At 71.5% G+C, this 15,723-nt stretch carries 12 protein-coding genes; 6 read left to right on the forward strand and 6 right to left on the reverse strand.

Annotation, left to right across the window (positions count from 1 at the left end; all coding sequences use genetic code 11):
• Positions 1-165: 165 nt before the first annotated feature.
• The 4 genes from leuS (at position 166) to CTJ15_RS18145 (ending at position 4,866) form a co-directional block, all read left to right on the forward strand.
• A complete protein-coding gene (leuS, locus tag CTJ15_RS18130) occupies positions 166-2,748 on the forward strand; it encodes a leucine--tRNA ligase (RefSeq protein ID WP_075822592.1) in 2,583 nt (860 codons plus the stop codon).
• 11 nt (positions 2,749-2,759) lie between these two features.
• Entirely contained in the window at positions 2,760-3,308 is a 549-nt protein-coding gene (gene lptE, locus CTJ15_RS18135; RefSeq protein WP_051005027.1) for an LPS assembly lipoprotein LptE, read from the forward strand.
• Positions 3,309-3,346: 38 nt separating this feature from the next.
• On the forward strand, positions 3,347-4,381 hold the full coding sequence (gene holA / locus CTJ15_RS18140; RefSeq protein ID WP_075822591.1) for a DNA polymerase III subunit delta: 1,035 nt from the start codon (positions 3,347-3,349) through the stop codon (positions 4,379-4,381).
• Positions 4,382-4,515: 134 nt separating this feature from the next.
• Positions 4,516-4,866: a hypothetical protein gene (locus CTJ15_RS18145; protein ID WP_019463047.1), complete on the forward strand. Its 351-nt coding sequence runs from the start codon at positions 4,516-4,518 to the stop codon at positions 4,864-4,866.
• A 359-nt stretch (positions 4,867-5,225) separates the two neighbouring features.
• Here the strand turns inward: CTJ15_RS18145 and CTJ15_RS18150 are convergent, their stop codons facing one another.
• The 5 genes from CTJ15_RS18150 to CTJ15_RS18170 form a co-directional block, all read right to left on the reverse strand.
• Positions 5,226-6,083: a ParB/RepB/Spo0J family partition protein gene (locus CTJ15_RS18150; RefSeq protein ID WP_075822590.1), complete on the reverse strand. Its 858-nt coding sequence runs from the start codon at positions 6,081-6,083 to the stop codon at positions 5,226-5,228.
• A gap of 20 nt (positions 6,084-6,103) precedes the next feature.
• Positions 6,104-6,898, reverse strand: coding sequence for a ParA family protein (locus CTJ15_RS18155; protein WP_019463049.1), 795 nt, complete (start codon positions 6,896-6,898; stop codon positions 6,104-6,106).
• Positions 6,899-6,974: 76 nt separating this feature from the next.
• On the reverse strand, positions 6,975-7,568 hold the full coding sequence (rsmG, locus tag CTJ15_RS18160; RefSeq protein ID WP_019463050.1) for a 16S rRNA (guanine(527)-N(7))-methyltransferase RsmG: 594 nt from the start codon (positions 7,566-7,568) through the stop codon (positions 6,975-6,977).
• On the reverse strand, positions 7,565-9,439 hold the full coding sequence (mnmG, locus tag CTJ15_RS18165; protein ID WP_099781800.1) for a tRNA uridine-5-carboxymethylaminomethyl(34) synthesis enzyme MnmG: 1,875 nt from the start codon (positions 9,437-9,439) through the stop codon (positions 7,565-7,567). Before mnmG ends, rsmG begins: the two co-directional genes overlap by 4 nt.
• A gap of 370 nt (positions 9,440-9,809) precedes the next feature.
• Positions 9,810-11,393 carry an ABC transporter substrate-binding protein gene (locus CTJ15_RS18170; protein WP_075822500.1) on the reverse strand — a complete coding sequence of 528 codons (1,584 nt, stop codon included), beginning with the start codon at positions 11,391-11,393 and terminating at the stop codon, positions 9,810-9,812.
• A 239-nt stretch (positions 11,394-11,632) separates the two neighbouring features.
• Here CTJ15_RS18170 and CTJ15_RS18175 point away from each other — a divergent pair, with 239 nt between their 5' ends.
• Both CTJ15_RS18175 and ssuD read left to right on the forward strand, forming a co-directional pair.
• Entirely contained in the window at positions 11,633-12,586 is a 954-nt protein-coding gene (locus CTJ15_RS18175; protein ID WP_075822499.1) for an aliphatic sulfonate ABC transporter substrate-binding protein, read from the forward strand.
• Between the two features lie 25 nt (positions 12,587-12,611).
• Positions 12,612-13,769, forward strand: coding sequence for an FMNH2-dependent alkanesulfonate monooxygenase (ssuD, locus tag CTJ15_RS18180; protein WP_019463054.1), 1,158 nt, complete (start codon positions 12,612-12,614; stop codon positions 13,767-13,769).
• A 257-nt stretch (positions 13,770-14,026) separates the two neighbouring features.
• Here ssuD and CTJ15_RS18185 read toward each other — a convergent pair whose 3' ends face one another.
• Complete coding sequence (locus tag CTJ15_RS18185) at positions 14,027-15,628, reverse strand: bifunctional UDP-sugar hydrolase/5'-nucleotidase (RefSeq protein ID WP_226945980.1); 1,602 nt, start codon at positions 15,626-15,628, stop codon at positions 14,027-14,029.
• Between the last annotated feature and the right edge of the window lie 95 nt (positions 15,629-15,723).

Below are 15,723 nucleotides of genomic sequence, written 5' to 3' on the forward strand. Positions count from 1 at the left end.
CGATCCCCGCCCTTCCCACCGCCATCCAGGCGGCTTAATCCTGGCGGCAATTCCGGCCGGATGCCGGGCTCTTCCAGGGTTTCCCATGGGCTTCGCAGCCCGGCGGCGGCTTCCGGAAAGGCCGGGCCGCCCCGGCCGCGCCTCTGCTGAGACAGCCGGAACGAGATGACTGACGCCGCCACGCCTGCCCGCTACGACTTCGCCGCTGCCGAACCGCGCTGGCAGGCGGAATGGGAGGCGCGTGGCTGCTTCGCCGTTCCCGACGTGCCCGACGGCACGAAGCCCAAGGCCTATGTGCTGGAGATGTTCCCCTACCCCTCCGGCAAGATCCATATGGGGCATGTGCGGAACTACACGCTGGGCGACGTGATCGCGCGGCACAAGCGCGCCACCGGCCATGCCGTGCTGCACCCGATGGGCTGGGACGCCTTCGGCCTGCCGGCGGAGAACGCGGCGCGCGACCGCGGCGTGCATCCGGCGAAGTGGACCTACGCCAACATCAGCGCCATGCGCGCCGAGCTGAAGCGCATGGGGCTGAGCCTGGACTGGAGCCGGGAGCTCGCCACCTGCGACCCGGAATACTATGGCCAGCAACAGGCGCTGTTCCTGGATTTCTGGAAGGCCGGGCTGGTCGAGCGCAAGGAGAGCTGGGTCAACTGGGACCCTGTGGACGGCACCGTCCTGGCCAACGAGCAGGTGATCGACGGGCGCGGCTGGCGTTCCGGCGCCATGGTCGAGAAGAAGTCGCTGAGCCAGTGGTTCCTGTCCATCACCCGCTTCGCGCCGGAGCTGCTGGAGGCGCTGGACGGGTTGGAGCGCTGGCCCGAGCGCGTGCGGACGATGCAGGCGAACTGGATCGGCCGCAGCGAGGGTGCGCGGGTGCGCTTCGCGCTGGAGCAGCCGGTGGACGGCATCCCGGAGGTGGAGGTCTTCACCACCCGGCCGGACACGCTCTTCGGCATGAGCTTCCTGGCGGTCGCCGCCGAGCATCCGCTGGCCGCCGCGGCCGCCGCGCGCGATCCGGGGGCCGCGGGTTTCATCGCCGAGTGCCGCTCCGCCGGCACCTCCGAGGCGGCGATCGAGCAGGCGGAGAAGCGCGGCTTCGACACCGGCTTCCGCGTGCGGCACCCCTTCATCGAGGGCGCGACGTTTCCCGTCTGGATCGCCAACTTCGTGCTGATGGAATACGGCACAGGCTCGCTCTTCGGCTGCCCGGCGCATGACCAGCGCGACCTGGACTTCGCGCGGAAATACGGGCTGGACGTGACGCCGGTGGTGCTGCCGAAAGGTGGGGACGCCGCCACCTTCACGGTGGGCGACATCGCCTTCACCGAGGACGGCGTGATGATCAACTCCGGCTTCCTGGACGGCAGGGACACCGCCTCCGCCAAGCGCGCCGCCATCGACGCGCTGGAGGAGAAGGGCGCCGGCCGCGGCGTGGTGAACTGGCGCCTGCGCGACTGGGGCGTGTCGCGCCAGCGCTACTGGGGCTGCCCGATCCCGGCGATCCATTGCGAGGCCTGCGGCGTCGTGCCGGTGCCGGCGGAGCAGCTTCCGGTGCGGCTGCCGGAGGACGTGGACTTCTCGAAACCCGGCAACCCGCTGGACCACCACCCGACCTGGAAGCACGTCGACTGCCCGCGATGCGGCGCGAAGGCGCGGCGCGAGACGGACACCTTCGACACCTTCGTGGACAGTTCCTGGTACTTCGCCCGCTTCACCGCGCCGCGCGCATCGACGCCGCTGGTGGCGGAGGCGGTGAACCACTGGATGCCGGTGGACCAGTACATCGGCGGCATCGAGCACGCGATCCTGCACCTGCTCTATTCGCGCTTCTTCACCCGCGCGCTGCACGGCATGGGGAAGGTGGCCACGCCCGAGCCCTTCGCCGGACTGTTCACCCAGGGCATGGTGACGCACGCCTCCTATCGCGCCGCGGACGGCCGTTGGCTCTATCCGGAGGAGGTGGAGATCGCCCCCGACGGGACCGCCACGGCAAAGGCGACGGGCGAGGCCGTGACCATCGGCCGCGGCGAGAAGATGTCGAAGTCGAAGAACAACACGGTCGATCCGGGCGCGATCATCGACCGCTTCGGCGCCGACACGGCGCGCTGGTTCATCCTCTCCGACAACCCGCCGGACCGCGACATGGAATGGTCCGAGGGCGGCGTCACCGGCGCGCACCGCTTCGTGCAGCGCCTGTGGCGGCTGGTGAGCAATGCCGTGGCGGACCTGCCCGCGCCCGGCACCGGGCCGGGCGAGGCGGGCCGGGCGCTGCGCCAGGCGACCCACCGCACCATCGCGGCGGTGAGCGAGGCCTGGCAGAGCTTCGCCTTCAATGTCGGCGTGGCCCGCATCCACGAGTTCGCCAATACGCTGGAAGCGGCGAAGGACGCCGACGGCGCCGCGCGGCGCGAGGGGCTGGAGGCGCTGGCCCGGCTGATCGCCCCGGCCATGCCGCATCTGGCGGAGGAGCTGTGGTCGATGCTGCGCCCCGGCGGGGAGAGGCTGGTGGCGGAGCTGGACTGGCCCGAGGCCGATCCGACGTTGCTGGTGGCGGAAAGCATGACCATCGCCGTGCAGGTGCTGGGCAAGCTGCGCGCCACGATCCAGGTGCCGGTCGGGGCCGACGAGGCCGCGGTGGTCGCGGCGGCGGAGGCGGAGGAGAACGTGCAGCGCGCCATCGCCGGCAAGCCGGTGCGCAAGCGCATCTACGTGCCCGGCCGTATCGTCAACTTCGTCGTTTGAGGGGGAAAGACTTGCGCGAGCGCTGGAGCAGGCGGGCCCTTCTGGGCGTGACGGCAGGTGGCATGGCGGGGCTGCTCGGCGGTTGCGGCTTCCGGCCGCTCTATGCGCCGGGCGGCCAGTCGGCCGCCGCCGGCGCCACGCGGGAGGAACTGGCCTCGGTGCAGGTCGCCCTGATCCCGGAGCGCAGCGGGCAGCTCCTGCGCCGGACGCTGCAGCACCGGCTGGGCTCCGGCTATGGCGTGACGCCACGCTACGACCTGCGGGCCGCGCTGCAGATCGGCGTGGAGCAGGAGGGCTTCCGCCGGGATGGCGCGGCCACCCGCTCCCGCTATGTCGTCACGGCCCCCTGGCAGCTCTACACGGCCGCGGTGCCGCCGGTGCTGGTCGCCAGCGGCGCGGAGACGAGCGCCGATGCCTGGAACCTGCCGGACAACCAGTTCTTCGCGGCCGATGTCGCCTCCGAGGCGGCGCAGCGCCGGCTGATCGACCTGATCTCCAACGATATCGTGGAGAAGGTCGCCATCGCCCTGTCCTCGCAGGCGGCGGGCCGGAGCGCCTGACCCGGCCGCCCCGCGGACCGAGCTGAAGGAGCGGCGCCATGCCCAAGATCGAGGCGCGCCGCGTCGCCGCCTTCCTGCGCGATCCCGGCGCGGCACGGCTCGTGCTGCTCTATGGCGACGACCCCGGCCTGGTGCGGGAGCGTTCCGATGCGCTGCTGCGCGCCGTGGTCGGTGGCGACGATCCCTTCCGTGTGGCGGAGCTGGCGCGCGACCAGGCGCAGCGGGGCGGTGCCCTGGCAGGCGAGGCGGCGGCCCTGGCCATGACCGGCGGACGGCGCTTCGTGCGTGTTCGCGATGCCACGGATGCCCTGGCCCCGGCGGCGCGCGAGGTTCTGGCCGGGCGCGGCGAGGCGCTGGTGGTGCTGGAGGCGGGCGAACTGCCGAAGTCCTCCCGCCTGCGCGCCCTGGCCGAAGGGCCAGGCGAGGCGGTGGCGGTGGAATGCTGGCGCGAGCGCGGCGAGGCGCTGACCGCCAGCATCGGCGAGATCCTGCGCGAGGAAGGGGTAAAGGTGGAGCCTTCCGCCCTGGGCTGGCTGAGCGAGCGGCTGGGCGAGGACCGCCGCCTGATGCGCCGCAGCCTGGAAAAGCTCGCCCTCTATGTCGGGCCCGGCGGCACGGTGGGGGAGGAGGATGTCCTCGCCTGCCTCGAAGAGGGGATCAGCGCCGAGATCGGCGAGGCGTTGCTGAGCGCCACGGCGGGCGAGGTGCCGCGCACGGATGCCCTGCTGGAAGGCGCCTTTTCCGAGGGGATCAACCCGGTGGCAGCGATCCGCGCTGCGCTGCGTCATGTGCAGCGGCTGCATCTGGCCGCGCTGGCTGTCGCGGCAGGGCAGCCGCCCGGCACGGCGATGCAGGCGCTGCGTCCCCCCGTCTTCTTCCGCGACAAGCCGGGCTTCGAGCGGGCGCTGCGGATCTGGCGCCCGGCCGCCCTGGCCGAGATGGGCGCCATGCTGCTGCGGGCCGAGGCGCGGGTGAAATCCGGCGGCACCGGCAAGCCCGTGCCCGACCGCGCCGTGGCGCGCGAGGCGGTGATGGCCCTGGCCCGCAGGGCGGCCACGCTGGCACGGCGTTAGGCGCCCAGCCGCCGAACCGGTCGGAAGGATGGCCGGAAGATGACCATTCTGTGCGGTCCGATACAGTCGCGCCCGGAGAAAGCCTGCATCCTGCCCGGCACGTTCGGTCATCCCTGCCGAGCCCGGAGCCAGACATGCGCGAAGCCCTGACGCATTCCCAGCCGGTCCCCCTGGAGCCTGAAGGGCCGGTTCCGGCCCTGGCCGTCAGGGGAGCCACTGTCCTGCCCTCCGCGGAGGAGGCAGAGGCCAGGCTGGTCCGGGACTGGCTGGTGGTCGAAGGCATCCAGCGGCTCCTGGAGGAGCTGCATCCGGATATGCTGGAGCTCTTCGGGGATGTGCTGGAACAGGCGGCCCGCGATCTCCGCACCCGCTCCACCGGACCGCGCCTGCCGGAACCCCTGGCGGCGCGGAAAGCGGAAGGCGTCCGGCCCCGGGGCAGGGGACGGGCGGCACAGGCCCCACGCGTCCGGCCCCCGCTCATCTGACCCCTGCTGGTGAGTGTTGCGCTTCGTGGCTGACCGCCGGGGGAGAGGCTCTGCCTCTCGCCCCGGACCCCCTCTCCGCCAGGGACCGAAGCCGGTCCCCGGACCCCGGGCTTGCGTTGGCGCTGGTGGTAACCGTTACCCTGCGGCCTGATCCCTGGGAGCAGGTGGAGAGGCGGGGCTCCCGAAAAGAAAGATACCGTGTCCGCGCCTGTGGCACCGGCAGTCCGCCGGAGAGCGATGCTCTCCGGCGCGATCCGGCGTCAGACAGAACCAACGAAAATGGGTCCAGGGCCCGCAGGGTCCTGGCGGATAGGGGGTCCGGGGGAAAGGCGGCGCCTTTCCCCTGGGAGGGTGCAACGTCAGGCGTCGCCCGGATGCGGTGCCGTGCCTGGTTTCAGCAGGCGCAGGACGCTTTCGAGCTGGTCGAGGTCCCGCCAGGACAGGACGAGCTTGCCGCCCTTGCCGGAACGCCGGATGGCCACGCCGAGGCCGAGGCGCTCGCCCAGGTCCTTTTCCAGCGCCTTGGTTTCCGGGTCCGACACTGTGCGGGCGGCATTGGGCCTGGCCGGGGTGGCGGCGGCCAGGGCCTCGGTCTGGCGGACGTTCAGCCCCCGGGTCACCACCTGTTCGGCCAGGGCCACGGGGTCGTCGGCGGTCAGCAGGGCGCGGGCGTGGCCGGCGGTGAGGGAGCCGGAGGAGAGCAGGGCGCGCACCTTGTCCGGCAGGTTCAGCAGGCGCAGCGTGTTGGCGACATGGCTGCGGCTCTTGCCCACCGCCTGGCCCAGCGTTTCCTGCTTCAGGCCGAAATCGTCGAGCAGGCGCTGGTAGCCGATCGCCTCCTCCAGCGGGTTCAGATCCTCGCGCTGCAGGTTCTCCACGAGGCCGGCCGCCATGGCGGTGCGGTCGTCGAAGTCGCGGACGACGACCGGCACCTCGTGCTGCCTGGCGAGCTGCGCCGCGCGCCAGCGGCGCTCGCCGCCGATGATCTGCCAGACGCCGCTTGTCCCGGGCTTCGGCCGCACCAGGATCGGCTGCAGGATGCCGTGCTCCCGGATGGATTCCGCCAGCTCCTGCAGAGCCTCCTGTTCCATCGGGCCGCGCGGCTGGAAGGGGCCGGGCTCCAGCGCCTCGATCGGCAGCATGCGCTGGTGGTCGCTGGGGGAGGCGGTGGCGGCGACGGCGACGGGGGCATCACCCAGCAGGGCCGACAGGCCCATGCCGAGACGGGCAGGCTTCTTCACGGGGTCTCCTTCTCGGCGGCTTTTTCCTCCTCGGGAGCAGGGCCTGCCGTGCGCTTGCGGGCGCGTTCGCGCTTCAGCAGCTCGGCGGCAAGGCGGATATAGGCCTGTGCGCCCGCCGAGCGGGAATCGTAGAGGATCACCGGCAACCCGTGGGAGGGCGCCTCGCTGACCCGGACATTGCGGGGAATGGTGGTCTCGAAGACCTTGTCCTTGAAGAAGGAGCGCACATCGGCACCGACCAGTTCGGACAGGTTGTTGCGCCGATCCACCATGGTCAGGACGATGCCTTCCAGCTCCAGCGCCGGGTTCAGGCCGCGCCGGACGCGGTCCAGCGTGCGGGCGATCTGGGAGACGCCTTCCAGCGCGAAGAACTCGGCCTGCAGCGGCACCAGCACGGAATGCGCGGCGACCAGCGCGTTCAGCGTCACTAGCCCCAGCGAGGGCGGACAGTCGAAGATGATGCGGTCGTAGTCCTTCAGCACCTCGCCTCCGGCATCGAGCGCATCGACGAGGCGGCGCTCGCGCTTCTCCTCGTTCACCAGCTCGACCTCCGCCGCCGCGAGATCGGCATCGGCGGGGAGGAGGGAGAGGTTGGGGATCTGCGTCGGGGCGATCACCTCGGCGAGGGTCTTCTGGCCGGTGAGCAGCGCATAGGTGCCGGCGCCGCGCTGGGCGCGCGGGCTGCCGAGGCCGGTGGAGGCGTTGCCCTGCGGATCGAGGTCGATCAGCAGCACCCGTTCGGTGGAGGCCAAGGCGGTGGCGAGGTTCACCGCGGTCGTGGTCTTGCCCACGCCACCCTTCTGGTTGGCGAGGGCGAGGCGGTGGGCCGGTCGGGAGGAGCCGGGGCCACGCCGCCGGGGAGAGGTATCAGAGGCCGGCACGTCGTATCCCGGAGATGCGGAGAAGAGTGGCGGAAGGGTCGGTCCCGCTGGGGAACCGTTCCACCGCCATGGACCATGAGGGGGTGGCCTCGGTCAACTCGGCCTCGGCGGTTTTGCCTTTCGGAAACAAGGCAATGCCCTCCGGCGCCAGGAAGCGCGCGGCATAGGGCAGCAGCAGCCTGAGCGGCGCCAGTGCGCGGGCGGTCAGAACGCCCAGCGGGGGGAGGGTGGTGTCCTCGATCCGGCGTGGGTGCACGGTGACGTTGGTGGCGCCCAGCTCTCCCGCCACGGCCTGGAGGAAGGCGGATTTGCGCTTGTCCGACTCCACGAGGTTCCAGAGTCGCCCGGGCTCGGCCAGGGCCAGCACCATCCCCGGCAGCCCGCCGCCCGATCCCAGATCGGCAGCGGGGGCCTGGTTGCCGGGAAGGAGGGGGAGGAGCTGGAGCGAATCCTCGATATGCCGGGTGCGGAAGGCAGCGGCGTCGCGCGGGGCGATCAGGTTGATCCGCTCGTTCCAGCGCAGCAGCATCGCGGCATAGGCATCCAGCCGTTCCCGCGTTTCACGTGGAACCGGGATCATGCCGCCACCCCGCGCGGCTTCTCGGACAAGCGCCGCAGATGCCCGGCCAGCGCGGCGACGCCCGCCGGGGTGATGCCCGGCACGCGCCCGGCGATGCCCAGCGTGGCGGGACGGGCGGCGTCGAGCCGCTGGCGCATTTCGGTGGAAAGGCCAGGGACCATGGCGAAATCCAGCCCTTCGGGAATACGGAGACGCTCCTCCCGTTCCAGCAGGCGCATCTCGGCCTCCTGCCGACGCAGATAGGGGGCATAGAGCGCCTCGGCCTCCATCTGAGCCAGCACGGCCGGAGCGAGACCGCGCAGCCAGGGGAAGGCGAGGCCGGCATCCGTGCCGGGCAGGGCGAGCACCTCCAGCACCGTGCGCCGCTTGCCGTCCTCGTTCACCGGGATGCCGGCGGCGTTCAGGGCGCTGGGCGTGGCGCTCTCGGTGCGGGCGCGTTGCAGCGCCGCCTCGACCGCCCGGCCGAAGCCGGCGAAGCGGGCGGCGCGTTCCGGCCCGACGCAGCCCCAGCTCAGGCCGAGCGCGGTCAGCCGCAGCCCGGCATTGTCGGCCCGCAGCGAGAGGCGGTGCTCGGCCCGCGCCGTCAGCATGCGGTAGGGCTCGCTCACCCCCTGGGTGGTCAGGTCGTCCACCAGCACGCCGAGATAGGCTTCGGAGCGGAGCAGCAGGCGGTCCTCCCGGAGCCCCCCGGCCCGGGCGGCGGCGTTGAGCCCGGCCAGCAGCCCCTGCGCGGCCGCTTCCTCATAGCCGGTGGTGCCGTTGACCTGCCCCGCCAGGAAGAGACCGGGCACCGACTTGGCCTCCAGCGTCGGGCGCAGGGCACGCGGGTCGAAAAAATCGTATTCCACCGCATAGCCCGGGCGCAGGATCACCGCCCGCTCCAGCCCTGGGATGGTCGCGATCATCGCCGCCTGGACTTCCGCCGGCAGGCTGGTGGAGATGCCGTTGGGATAGATGGTCGGGTCGTCCAGCCCCTCCGGCTCCAGGAAGATCTGGTGCCGCTCCCGCTCCGCGAAGCGTACCACCTTGTCCTCGATGGAGGGGCAGTAGCGCGGGCCGCGGCCGGTGATCTGGCCGGAATGGATCGGTGCCTCGTGCAGCCTGGCGCGGATCAACGCATGGGTTTCCGGGGTGGTGGCAGTGATGCCGCATTCCACCTGCCGGTTCGCGATCCGCTCCGTCATCCAGGACAGCGGTTCGGGCACCGCGTCGCCCGGCTGCATCTCCAGCGCGGCCCAGTCGATCGTCCGCCCGTCCAGGCGTGGCGGCGTGCCGGTCTTCAGCCGGGCGGTCGGCAGGCCCAGCGCCTCCAGCGCCAGGGCCAGCCCGACCGAGGGCGCATCGCCGACCCGGCCGGCGGCCTCGCGGCGCCGCCCGACGTGGATCTCCCCGCGCAGGAAGGTCCCGGCCGTCACCACCAGCGCGCCGCAGCGCAGCCGCGCGCCATCCGCCAGCAGCACGGCCGAGACGGCGCCGGAGGCATCGCGTTCCAGCCCCTCCGCCGCGCCTTCGCGCAGGGTGAGGCCCGGCACCGCTCGCAGCAGGCCCTGCACGGCGGTGCGGTAGAGCGCCCGGTCGGCCTGGGCGCGCGGCCCGCGCACCGCTGGTCCCTTGCTAGCGTTCAGCAGCTTGAAATGGATGCCTGCCGCATCGGCGGCCCGGCCCATGATGCCGTCCAGCGCATCGACCTCGCGCACCAGATGCCCTTTGCCAACCCCGCCGATCGCCGGGTTGCAGGACATCTCTCCCAGCCGGTCCAGCCGGTGGGTCAGCAGCAGCGTGCGCGCCCCGCAGCGCGCGGCAGCGGCGGCGGCCTCGGTGCCGGCATGGCCGCCACCCACCACCACAACATCCCAGAAGCTCTCACTCATGCGGGCCCGTATAGCGCCAGGGCCGGGCCGGTGCATCCTCCTTGGCAGGGGGAAGGCTGGTGGTTGCCCGCCGGGGGAGAGGCGCTGCCTCTCCGCCCGGACCCCTCTCCGCCGGGGACCGAAGCCGCTCCCCGGACCCCGGGGCTTGCGTTGGCTCTGGTGGTGGCTGTTGCCCTGCGGCCTGATCCTTGGGAGCAGGTGGCAACGCGGGGCCCGCGAAAAGAAGAGAAACACCGTCTCCGCGCTGGCGGCGCGGTCCGATCACCGGAAGAACCAACTCACTGGGTCCAGGCCGCGCAGCGTCCTGGCGGATGAGGGGGTCCGGGGGAAAAGGCGGAGCCTTGTCCCCCGAGGAGGAGCGACGCCAGCCTTATTTCTTCTCGACGTTCCAGAAGGTCAGCACCGGCCCCGGCACGAAGCCGGAGACGTTGCTGCGGCGGGCGTAGGGCTGGTCGAACTGGCCGAGGAGGCGGTAGGGCTGCACTTCGGTCAGGCGCTTGTGCAGGGCGACCACCGCCTTCTGCTGCGCCTCCGGTCCGATCGCCTCGACATAGGCGTTGCGCAGGCGCTCGGCCTCCGCGTCGCAGGGCCAGCCGGCCCAGGCGCGGTCGCAGGCCATGTTCGTGCCGATATTGGTGATCGGCGACTGCATGGTGGCGGCGGAGGCGAAGGTGACGAAGAGGTTCCAGCCGCCCTGGTCCGGCGGGTCCTTCTTCGGCTGGCGGGAGGTCACGGTGCCCCAGTCCTGGAACTGGACATCCACGTTCATGCCGCCTTCCTTGAGGTTGGCGGCGGCGACCTCGGCCATGCGGCCGATGGCGGGAATGTCGTTGGTGGTGATCAGCACCACCTTCTCGCCCTTGTAGCCAGCCTCGGCCAGGAGCTGCTTCGCCCGGGCGACGTTCGGCTTGGCATAGGGCTCGGAACCGGCCTCCGTACCGTTCGGGCTGCCGCAGACGAAATAGCTGCCGCAGGTCTTCCACCATTTCTCGTCGCCCACCCCGGCCGCCAGCGCATCCTCCTGGTTCACCAGATAGGCCATGGCCAGCCGCGCCCGCGGGTCGTTGAAGGGCGGGAAGAGGTGGTTCGGGCGCAGCATCGCCTGGTTGGTGGTGTACTTGTCCACCACGATGCCCCGCGCGCCTTCCAGCATCGGCAGGAGGTCCTGGGCCGGCTGCTCCCAGACGTCGATCTCGCCCGTCCGCAGGGCCGAGGCTGCCGTGGCCGGGTCGGGCATGATGTGCCATTCGACGCGGTCCAGCTTCACCACCCGGCCGCCGGCCAGCCCATCGGGCGGCTCGGCGCGGGGAACGTAGTCCGGGTTGCGGTCGTAGACGACCAGCGCCCCGGGCCGCCAGGCCTCCTTGTTGAAGCGGAAGGGGCCGGAGCCGATCGCCGTCGTGACCGGCGTGGTGGGATCGGTCCGCGCATCGGCCTCGCGCATGATCGCGGGAATCTGCCCGACCGCCGAGCCCAGCATGAAGGGCACGCTGCCGGTCGGCCTGTTCAGCTTCAGCGTGAAGCTGCGGTCGTCCACCGCCTCCAGCGAGGCGGTGTATTCGCGCAGCTTGGCGCCCGCCGTGTCGCGCGCCATCCAGCGGTTCAGTGAGGCCACCACGTCGCGCGAGGTCACCGGCTGCCCATCGTGGAACTTCAGCCCGTCGCGGAGATGGAAGCTCCAGGTCAGGTTGTCGGGCGAGGTCTCGAACCGATCCACCATCTGCGGCTTCGGCTGGAGCTGCGAATCCCAGGAGAAGAGCGTCTCGTAGATCATCGTCCCGTGGATACGGGTGATGAGGATCGAGGCCACCACCGGGTCCAGCGTGCGCAGATCGGCATGCGGCGCCACGCGCAGCACCTTGTCGGGCGTGGTCTGGGCCTGGGCGGGGAAGACCAGGGAAAGGGCGAGGGGCGCTGCGGCCATCAAGGCGGCGGCGCGACGGGAAAGGGTCATCGGCGGAGTCCAGCAGGTTCTTCCAGCGGCACGAGTGCATCACCCGCCCGCCCTGGTGTCCATGACCCCGCCGTCATCCGCTGCGAAGGGCGGAGATGTTTATTCTCCCGCGCGCCGGAATATTGCACGATAAAACTACGTTCATAAAATTGACCAACGCTTGAACGGCGTGCTTCATCGGAAGCCAAGAAACGGGTGCGGCAGATCCGCCACCCTGGCTTTCCGATGGGGGTTCCGCCATGCCGCCGACACGCCGCCACATGCTCCTCTCGCTGGCCGCCCTCGGCTGCGCCGGGCTGCCGCGTGCCGCCTGGGCCGCGCCGCCGACAGAATTCCATATCGGCTACCAGAAGATCGGCCTCCTCGTTGTCGCGCGGCAGCAGCACCTGATCGAGCAGCGGCTGGCCGAACCCAGGATTCCCGTCACCTGGTCCGAATTCGCCGCCGGCCCGCCGCTGCTGGAGGCGCTGAACGCCGGCAGCATCGATTTCGGCTATACCGGCGACGCGCCGCCGATCTTCGCGCAATCCGCCGGGGCCGAGCTGGTCTATGTCGCCGCCACCCCGCCCAGCGGTGCGGGCGAGGCCATCATCGTGCGGGACGCCTCGCCGATCCGCTCCGTGGCCGGGCTGCGCGGCCGGCGCGTCGGCTTCACCCGTGGCTCCAGCGCGCACAACCTCACCGTCGCTGCTCTGGAGAAGGCGGGGCTCGCCTATGGCGACATCACGCCCGTCCTGCTGAGCCCGGCCGACGCCGCCGCCGCCTTCGGGCGCGGCGACATCGATGCCTGGACGATCTGGGACCCCTTCCTGGCCCTGGCACAGGCGCGGGAGAAGGTGCGCGTCCTGGCCACGGCGCCGGAGATCGCCCCGACCAACTCCTTCCTGCTCGCCCGCCGCGCCTTCGCCGAGAAGCACCCGCAGGTGATCGTGCAGGCGCTGGAAGGGCTGAAGCAGGCCGCCGCCTGGGCCGCGAGCCACCGGGGCGAGGTCGCCTCGGCCCTGTCCGAAGTGACCGGCGTCGAGATCAAGGCCCAGACCGTGGCCGCCGAACGCACCGATTTCGGCATCCTGCCGCTGAGCGACGAGATCATCGCGCACCAGCAGGCCACCGCAGACCGCTTCCTGAAGCTCGGCCTGATCCGCCGCCCCGTCCGGGTGCGCGACGCCGTCTGGACGCCGCCCCGCGCCTGAACCACCCTTTCGACGAGCACCCCGCATGACCGACACGCCGATCCGCTTCTTCTGGTTCATCCCCACCCATGGCGACGGGCGCTATCTCGGCTCCGGGGAGCAGCAGCGCCCGCCCGAGTTCCGCTATTTCCGCGAGGTCGCCCAGGCCGTGGACCGCCTGGGCTACGAGGGCGTGCTGCTGCCCACCGGCCAGAACTGCGAGGACAGCTGGATCACCGCCGCCGGCCTGGCGCCGGCCACGGAGCGGCTGAAGTTCCTCGTGGCGCTGCGCCCCGGCGTCACCACCCCGGCCTTCGCCGCGCGCCAGACCGCGGCGCTGGACCGGCTGGCCGATGGGCGCCTGCTGCTCAACGTCGTGGTCGGCGGCAATCCGCGCGAGCTGGCGGCGGATGGCGTCTTCCTGCCGCATGACGAGCGCTATGCCCAGGCCGCCGAGTTCCTGCGCATCTGGCGCGGGCTGCTGTCCGGCGAGCGGGTGAACCACGACAGCCGGTACTTCCGCATGGAGGACGGGCATCTCGACCTGACCGCCTTGCAGCAGCCCCATCCGCCGCTCTGGTTCGGCGGCTCCTCCGAGGCCGGGCAGGATCTCGCCGCCGAGCAGGTCGAGACCTATCTCACCTGGGGCGAGCCGGTGGCCCAGGTGGCCGAGAAGGTCGAGGCCGTGCGCCGCCGCGCCGCCTTGCGCGGCCGCAGGGTCCGCTTCGGCATTCGCCTGCACTTCATCGTGCGCGAGAACGAGGACGAGGCCTGGAGGGCTGCCGAGACGCTGATCTCCCGCGTGTCCGACAAGGCCATCGAGGTGGCGCAGCAGCGCTTCCTGAAGGAGATGGACAGCGTCGGCCAGCGCCGCATGGCCGAGCTCCATGGCGGCCGCCGCGACCGCCTCGTGGTGGCGCCCAACCTCTGGGCCGGCGTCGGCCTGATCCGCGGCGGCGCCGGCACCGCCCTGGTCGGCACCCCCGCCCAGGTCGCCCAGCGCCTGCGCGAATACCAGCAGGTCGGCATCGAGACGGTGATCGGCTCCGGCTACCCCCATCTGGAGGAAGCCTACCGCGTCGCCGAACTCCTCTTCCCCGCCCTGGGCATCGAGAACCACCGCCAGCGCCGCCAGCACGCCTCCGTCAGCAGCGAATTCGCCACCGCCGAAGCCGCCGAAACCGCCCGCGTCGCGGCGTCCTGAAGAGAGGGTCGGGCCGGGGCCAGAGGGGCTCTGCCCCTCTGGACACCCCGCCCAGGGACGTTAGTCCCTGGGAACCCTGTGAGCGCTCCGCGAGGAGGGGAACGGGATGCCGGTCACCATCTGGCGAAACGGCGGTCAGCCCCTCCTCGCGGAGTGCTCATGGCGGGGTTTCGGAGGGATACAATCCCCCTGAGCGGAGGGTCCGGGGTCGGGGCACTGCCCCGACGAGCCTCCCGGAGCGCCACGCCAGACCCCCTTCAGCTCCCGCGGGCGAGGCGGCCGTCGATGCCGGGGAGGGGTTTGCCGGCGGAGAGGTAGTCGATCAGGGCATCCTCCAGCGGCGCACCGTTGTCGTAGTGTTCCAGCGCCTTGTCGCGGAAGCTGTCATAGCCGTCACCGCCCTGGCGCATGAAGTTGTTGGTGACGATGCGATAGGCCTTCTCGGGATCATAGGGCTTGCCGCCGATCTCCAGGCTCACGACGCGTTCGCCGGGCGGGCGCTGGATGTTCCAGACCACGCGCATCCCGGCCACCTGCGGGAAGCGACCGATGCTTTCCGGGGCGCGGGAAAGGCCATTCTCCAGCGCGGCCTTGATGTCCGACCCCTTCAGCGTCGCGGTGGCCAGGGTGTTGTTGAAGGGCAGCATGGCCAGGATGTCGCCCATGGTCACCGTGCCCTCCACCAGCCCGGTGCGCATGCCGCCGCCATTGGTGATGGCGGCATCGGCCTTCGGCATGGCGGCCAGCATGGCATCGGCCATCAGGTTGCCCAGGGCGCATTCGCCGGTGCGGCAGCTCTCGTTGCTCAGCGTCGCCGGCATCGTGGTCACCGGCTTGCGGCGTAGCTCCTCCAGCGGCCTGGCATAGGTGGCGACGATGGCGGCGACCGCCGGGTCGGGGGCGACGTCCATGGTCAGCTCGCGCATCAGCCCGCGATGCGACAGCACGCGGCTCTCCGGCGAGAGGTCGAGGTCCAGCCGGCCGAGATAGCGGCTGTAGCAGCCCGCCTGCACGATGCGGACGAGGCCCGCCGGCCCCTGCTCCATCACCGGGTCCGGGCCCTCCGCCCCGTCCAGCCCATTGGCCAGCAGCGTGTGCGAATGGCCGCCGACGATCAGGTCGATGCCCGCCACGTCGCGCGCCAGCTTGCGGTCGGATTCCAGGCCGAGATGCGACAGCACCAGCACCGTGGCGGCGCCTTGGGCACGGAGTTGCGGCAGAACGCGCTCCACCGCCGCGGCCGGGTCGCCGAAGCGCACCGTGGGGCCGGCGGAGGAGGTGACCGCCGTCTCCGGGGTGGTGAGGCCGATCACCGCCACCTTGCGCCCGCCGGCCTCCAGCATGGTCCAGGGGATCACGCGGTCGCGCAGCGCCGGCTCGTCCGCGAGGTCGAGATTGGCGGAGACGACCGGAAAGGGCAGCCGCTCCAGGTAGCGCGCGAGATTGGCCGGGCCGTTGTCGAACTCGTGGTTGCCCAGGGTCATGGCCTGGACGCCGTTGGCCACCTGCACCGCCGCCTCGGCCGCGCCGCGATGGAGGGTATAGAACAGCGTGCCGGTGAACTCGTCGCCGGCATCGAGCGTCAGCGGCGCATAGCCATCCGCCGTGGCGGCGGCCCGGGCCTCGCGGATCGCGGTGGCCAGCCGGGCAGCGCCGCCGAAGCAGGTCTTGCCTTCCCGGCAGGCCGCGCCGCCCGCCACGATCGGATCGTGGTGCGAATGGAAATCGTTGAAATGCACGATCGACACGCGCCCGGCGGGCTCCGCCTGCGCCCGCCGGATGCCCGGCATGGCCAGGGCGGGGAGAGCCAGCGAGGCGCCGAGCAGGCGGCGTCGGGAAAGGGAGAAGGTTTGGGGCACCAGGGAACCTCCGGGCCGCAAGCCAACGCGGCCGTCTTTGCCGATCCTTAGCCGAAAACCCGCCACGATTCGAAGATTGGATCGGCAAGCCACAG

The sequence above is a fragment of the Roseomonas sp. FDAARGOS_362 genome (assembly GCF_002754815.1).
In the GTDB taxonomy this organism is placed as follows: Bacteria; Pseudomonadota; Alphaproteobacteria; order Acetobacterales; family Acetobacteraceae; genus Roseomonas; species Roseomonas mucosa.

Bases quoted from the DNA above. Each gene is read 5' to 3' on its own strand.
- leuS (WP_075822592.1), top strand. From the start codon at position 166: ATGACTGACGCCGCCACGCCTGCCCGCTACGACTTCGCCGCTGCCGAA.
- holA (WP_075822591.1), top strand. From the start codon at position 3,347: ATGCCCAAGATCGAGGCGCGCCGCGTCGCCGCCTTCCTGCGCGATCCC.
- CTJ15_RS18145 (WP_019463047.1), top strand. From the start codon at position 4,516: ATGCGCGAAGCCCTGACGCATTCCCAGCCGGTCCCCCTGGAGCCTGAA.
- CTJ15_RS18150 (WP_075822590.1), bottom strand. From the start codon at position 6,083: ATGGGCCTGTCGGCCCTGCTGGGTGATGCCCCCGTCGCCGTCGCCGCC.
- rsmG (WP_019463050.1), bottom strand. From the start codon at position 7,568: ATGATCCCGGTTCCACGTGAAACGCGGGAACGGCTGGATGCCTATGCC.
- mnmG (WP_099781800.1), bottom strand. From the start codon at position 9,439: ATGAGTGAGAGCTTCTGGGATGTTGTGGTGGTGGGTGGCGGCCATGCC.
- CTJ15_RS18170 (WP_075822500.1), bottom strand. From the start codon at position 11,393: ATGACCCTTTCCCGTCGCGCCGCCGCCTTGATGGCCGCAGCGCCCCTC.
- CTJ15_RS18175 (WP_075822499.1), top strand. From the start codon at position 11,633: ATGCCGCCGACACGCCGCCACATGCTCCTCTCGCTGGCCGCCCTCGGC.
- ssuD (WP_019463054.1), top strand. From the start codon at position 12,612: ATGACCGACACGCCGATCCGCTTCTTCTGGTTCATCCCCACCCATGGC.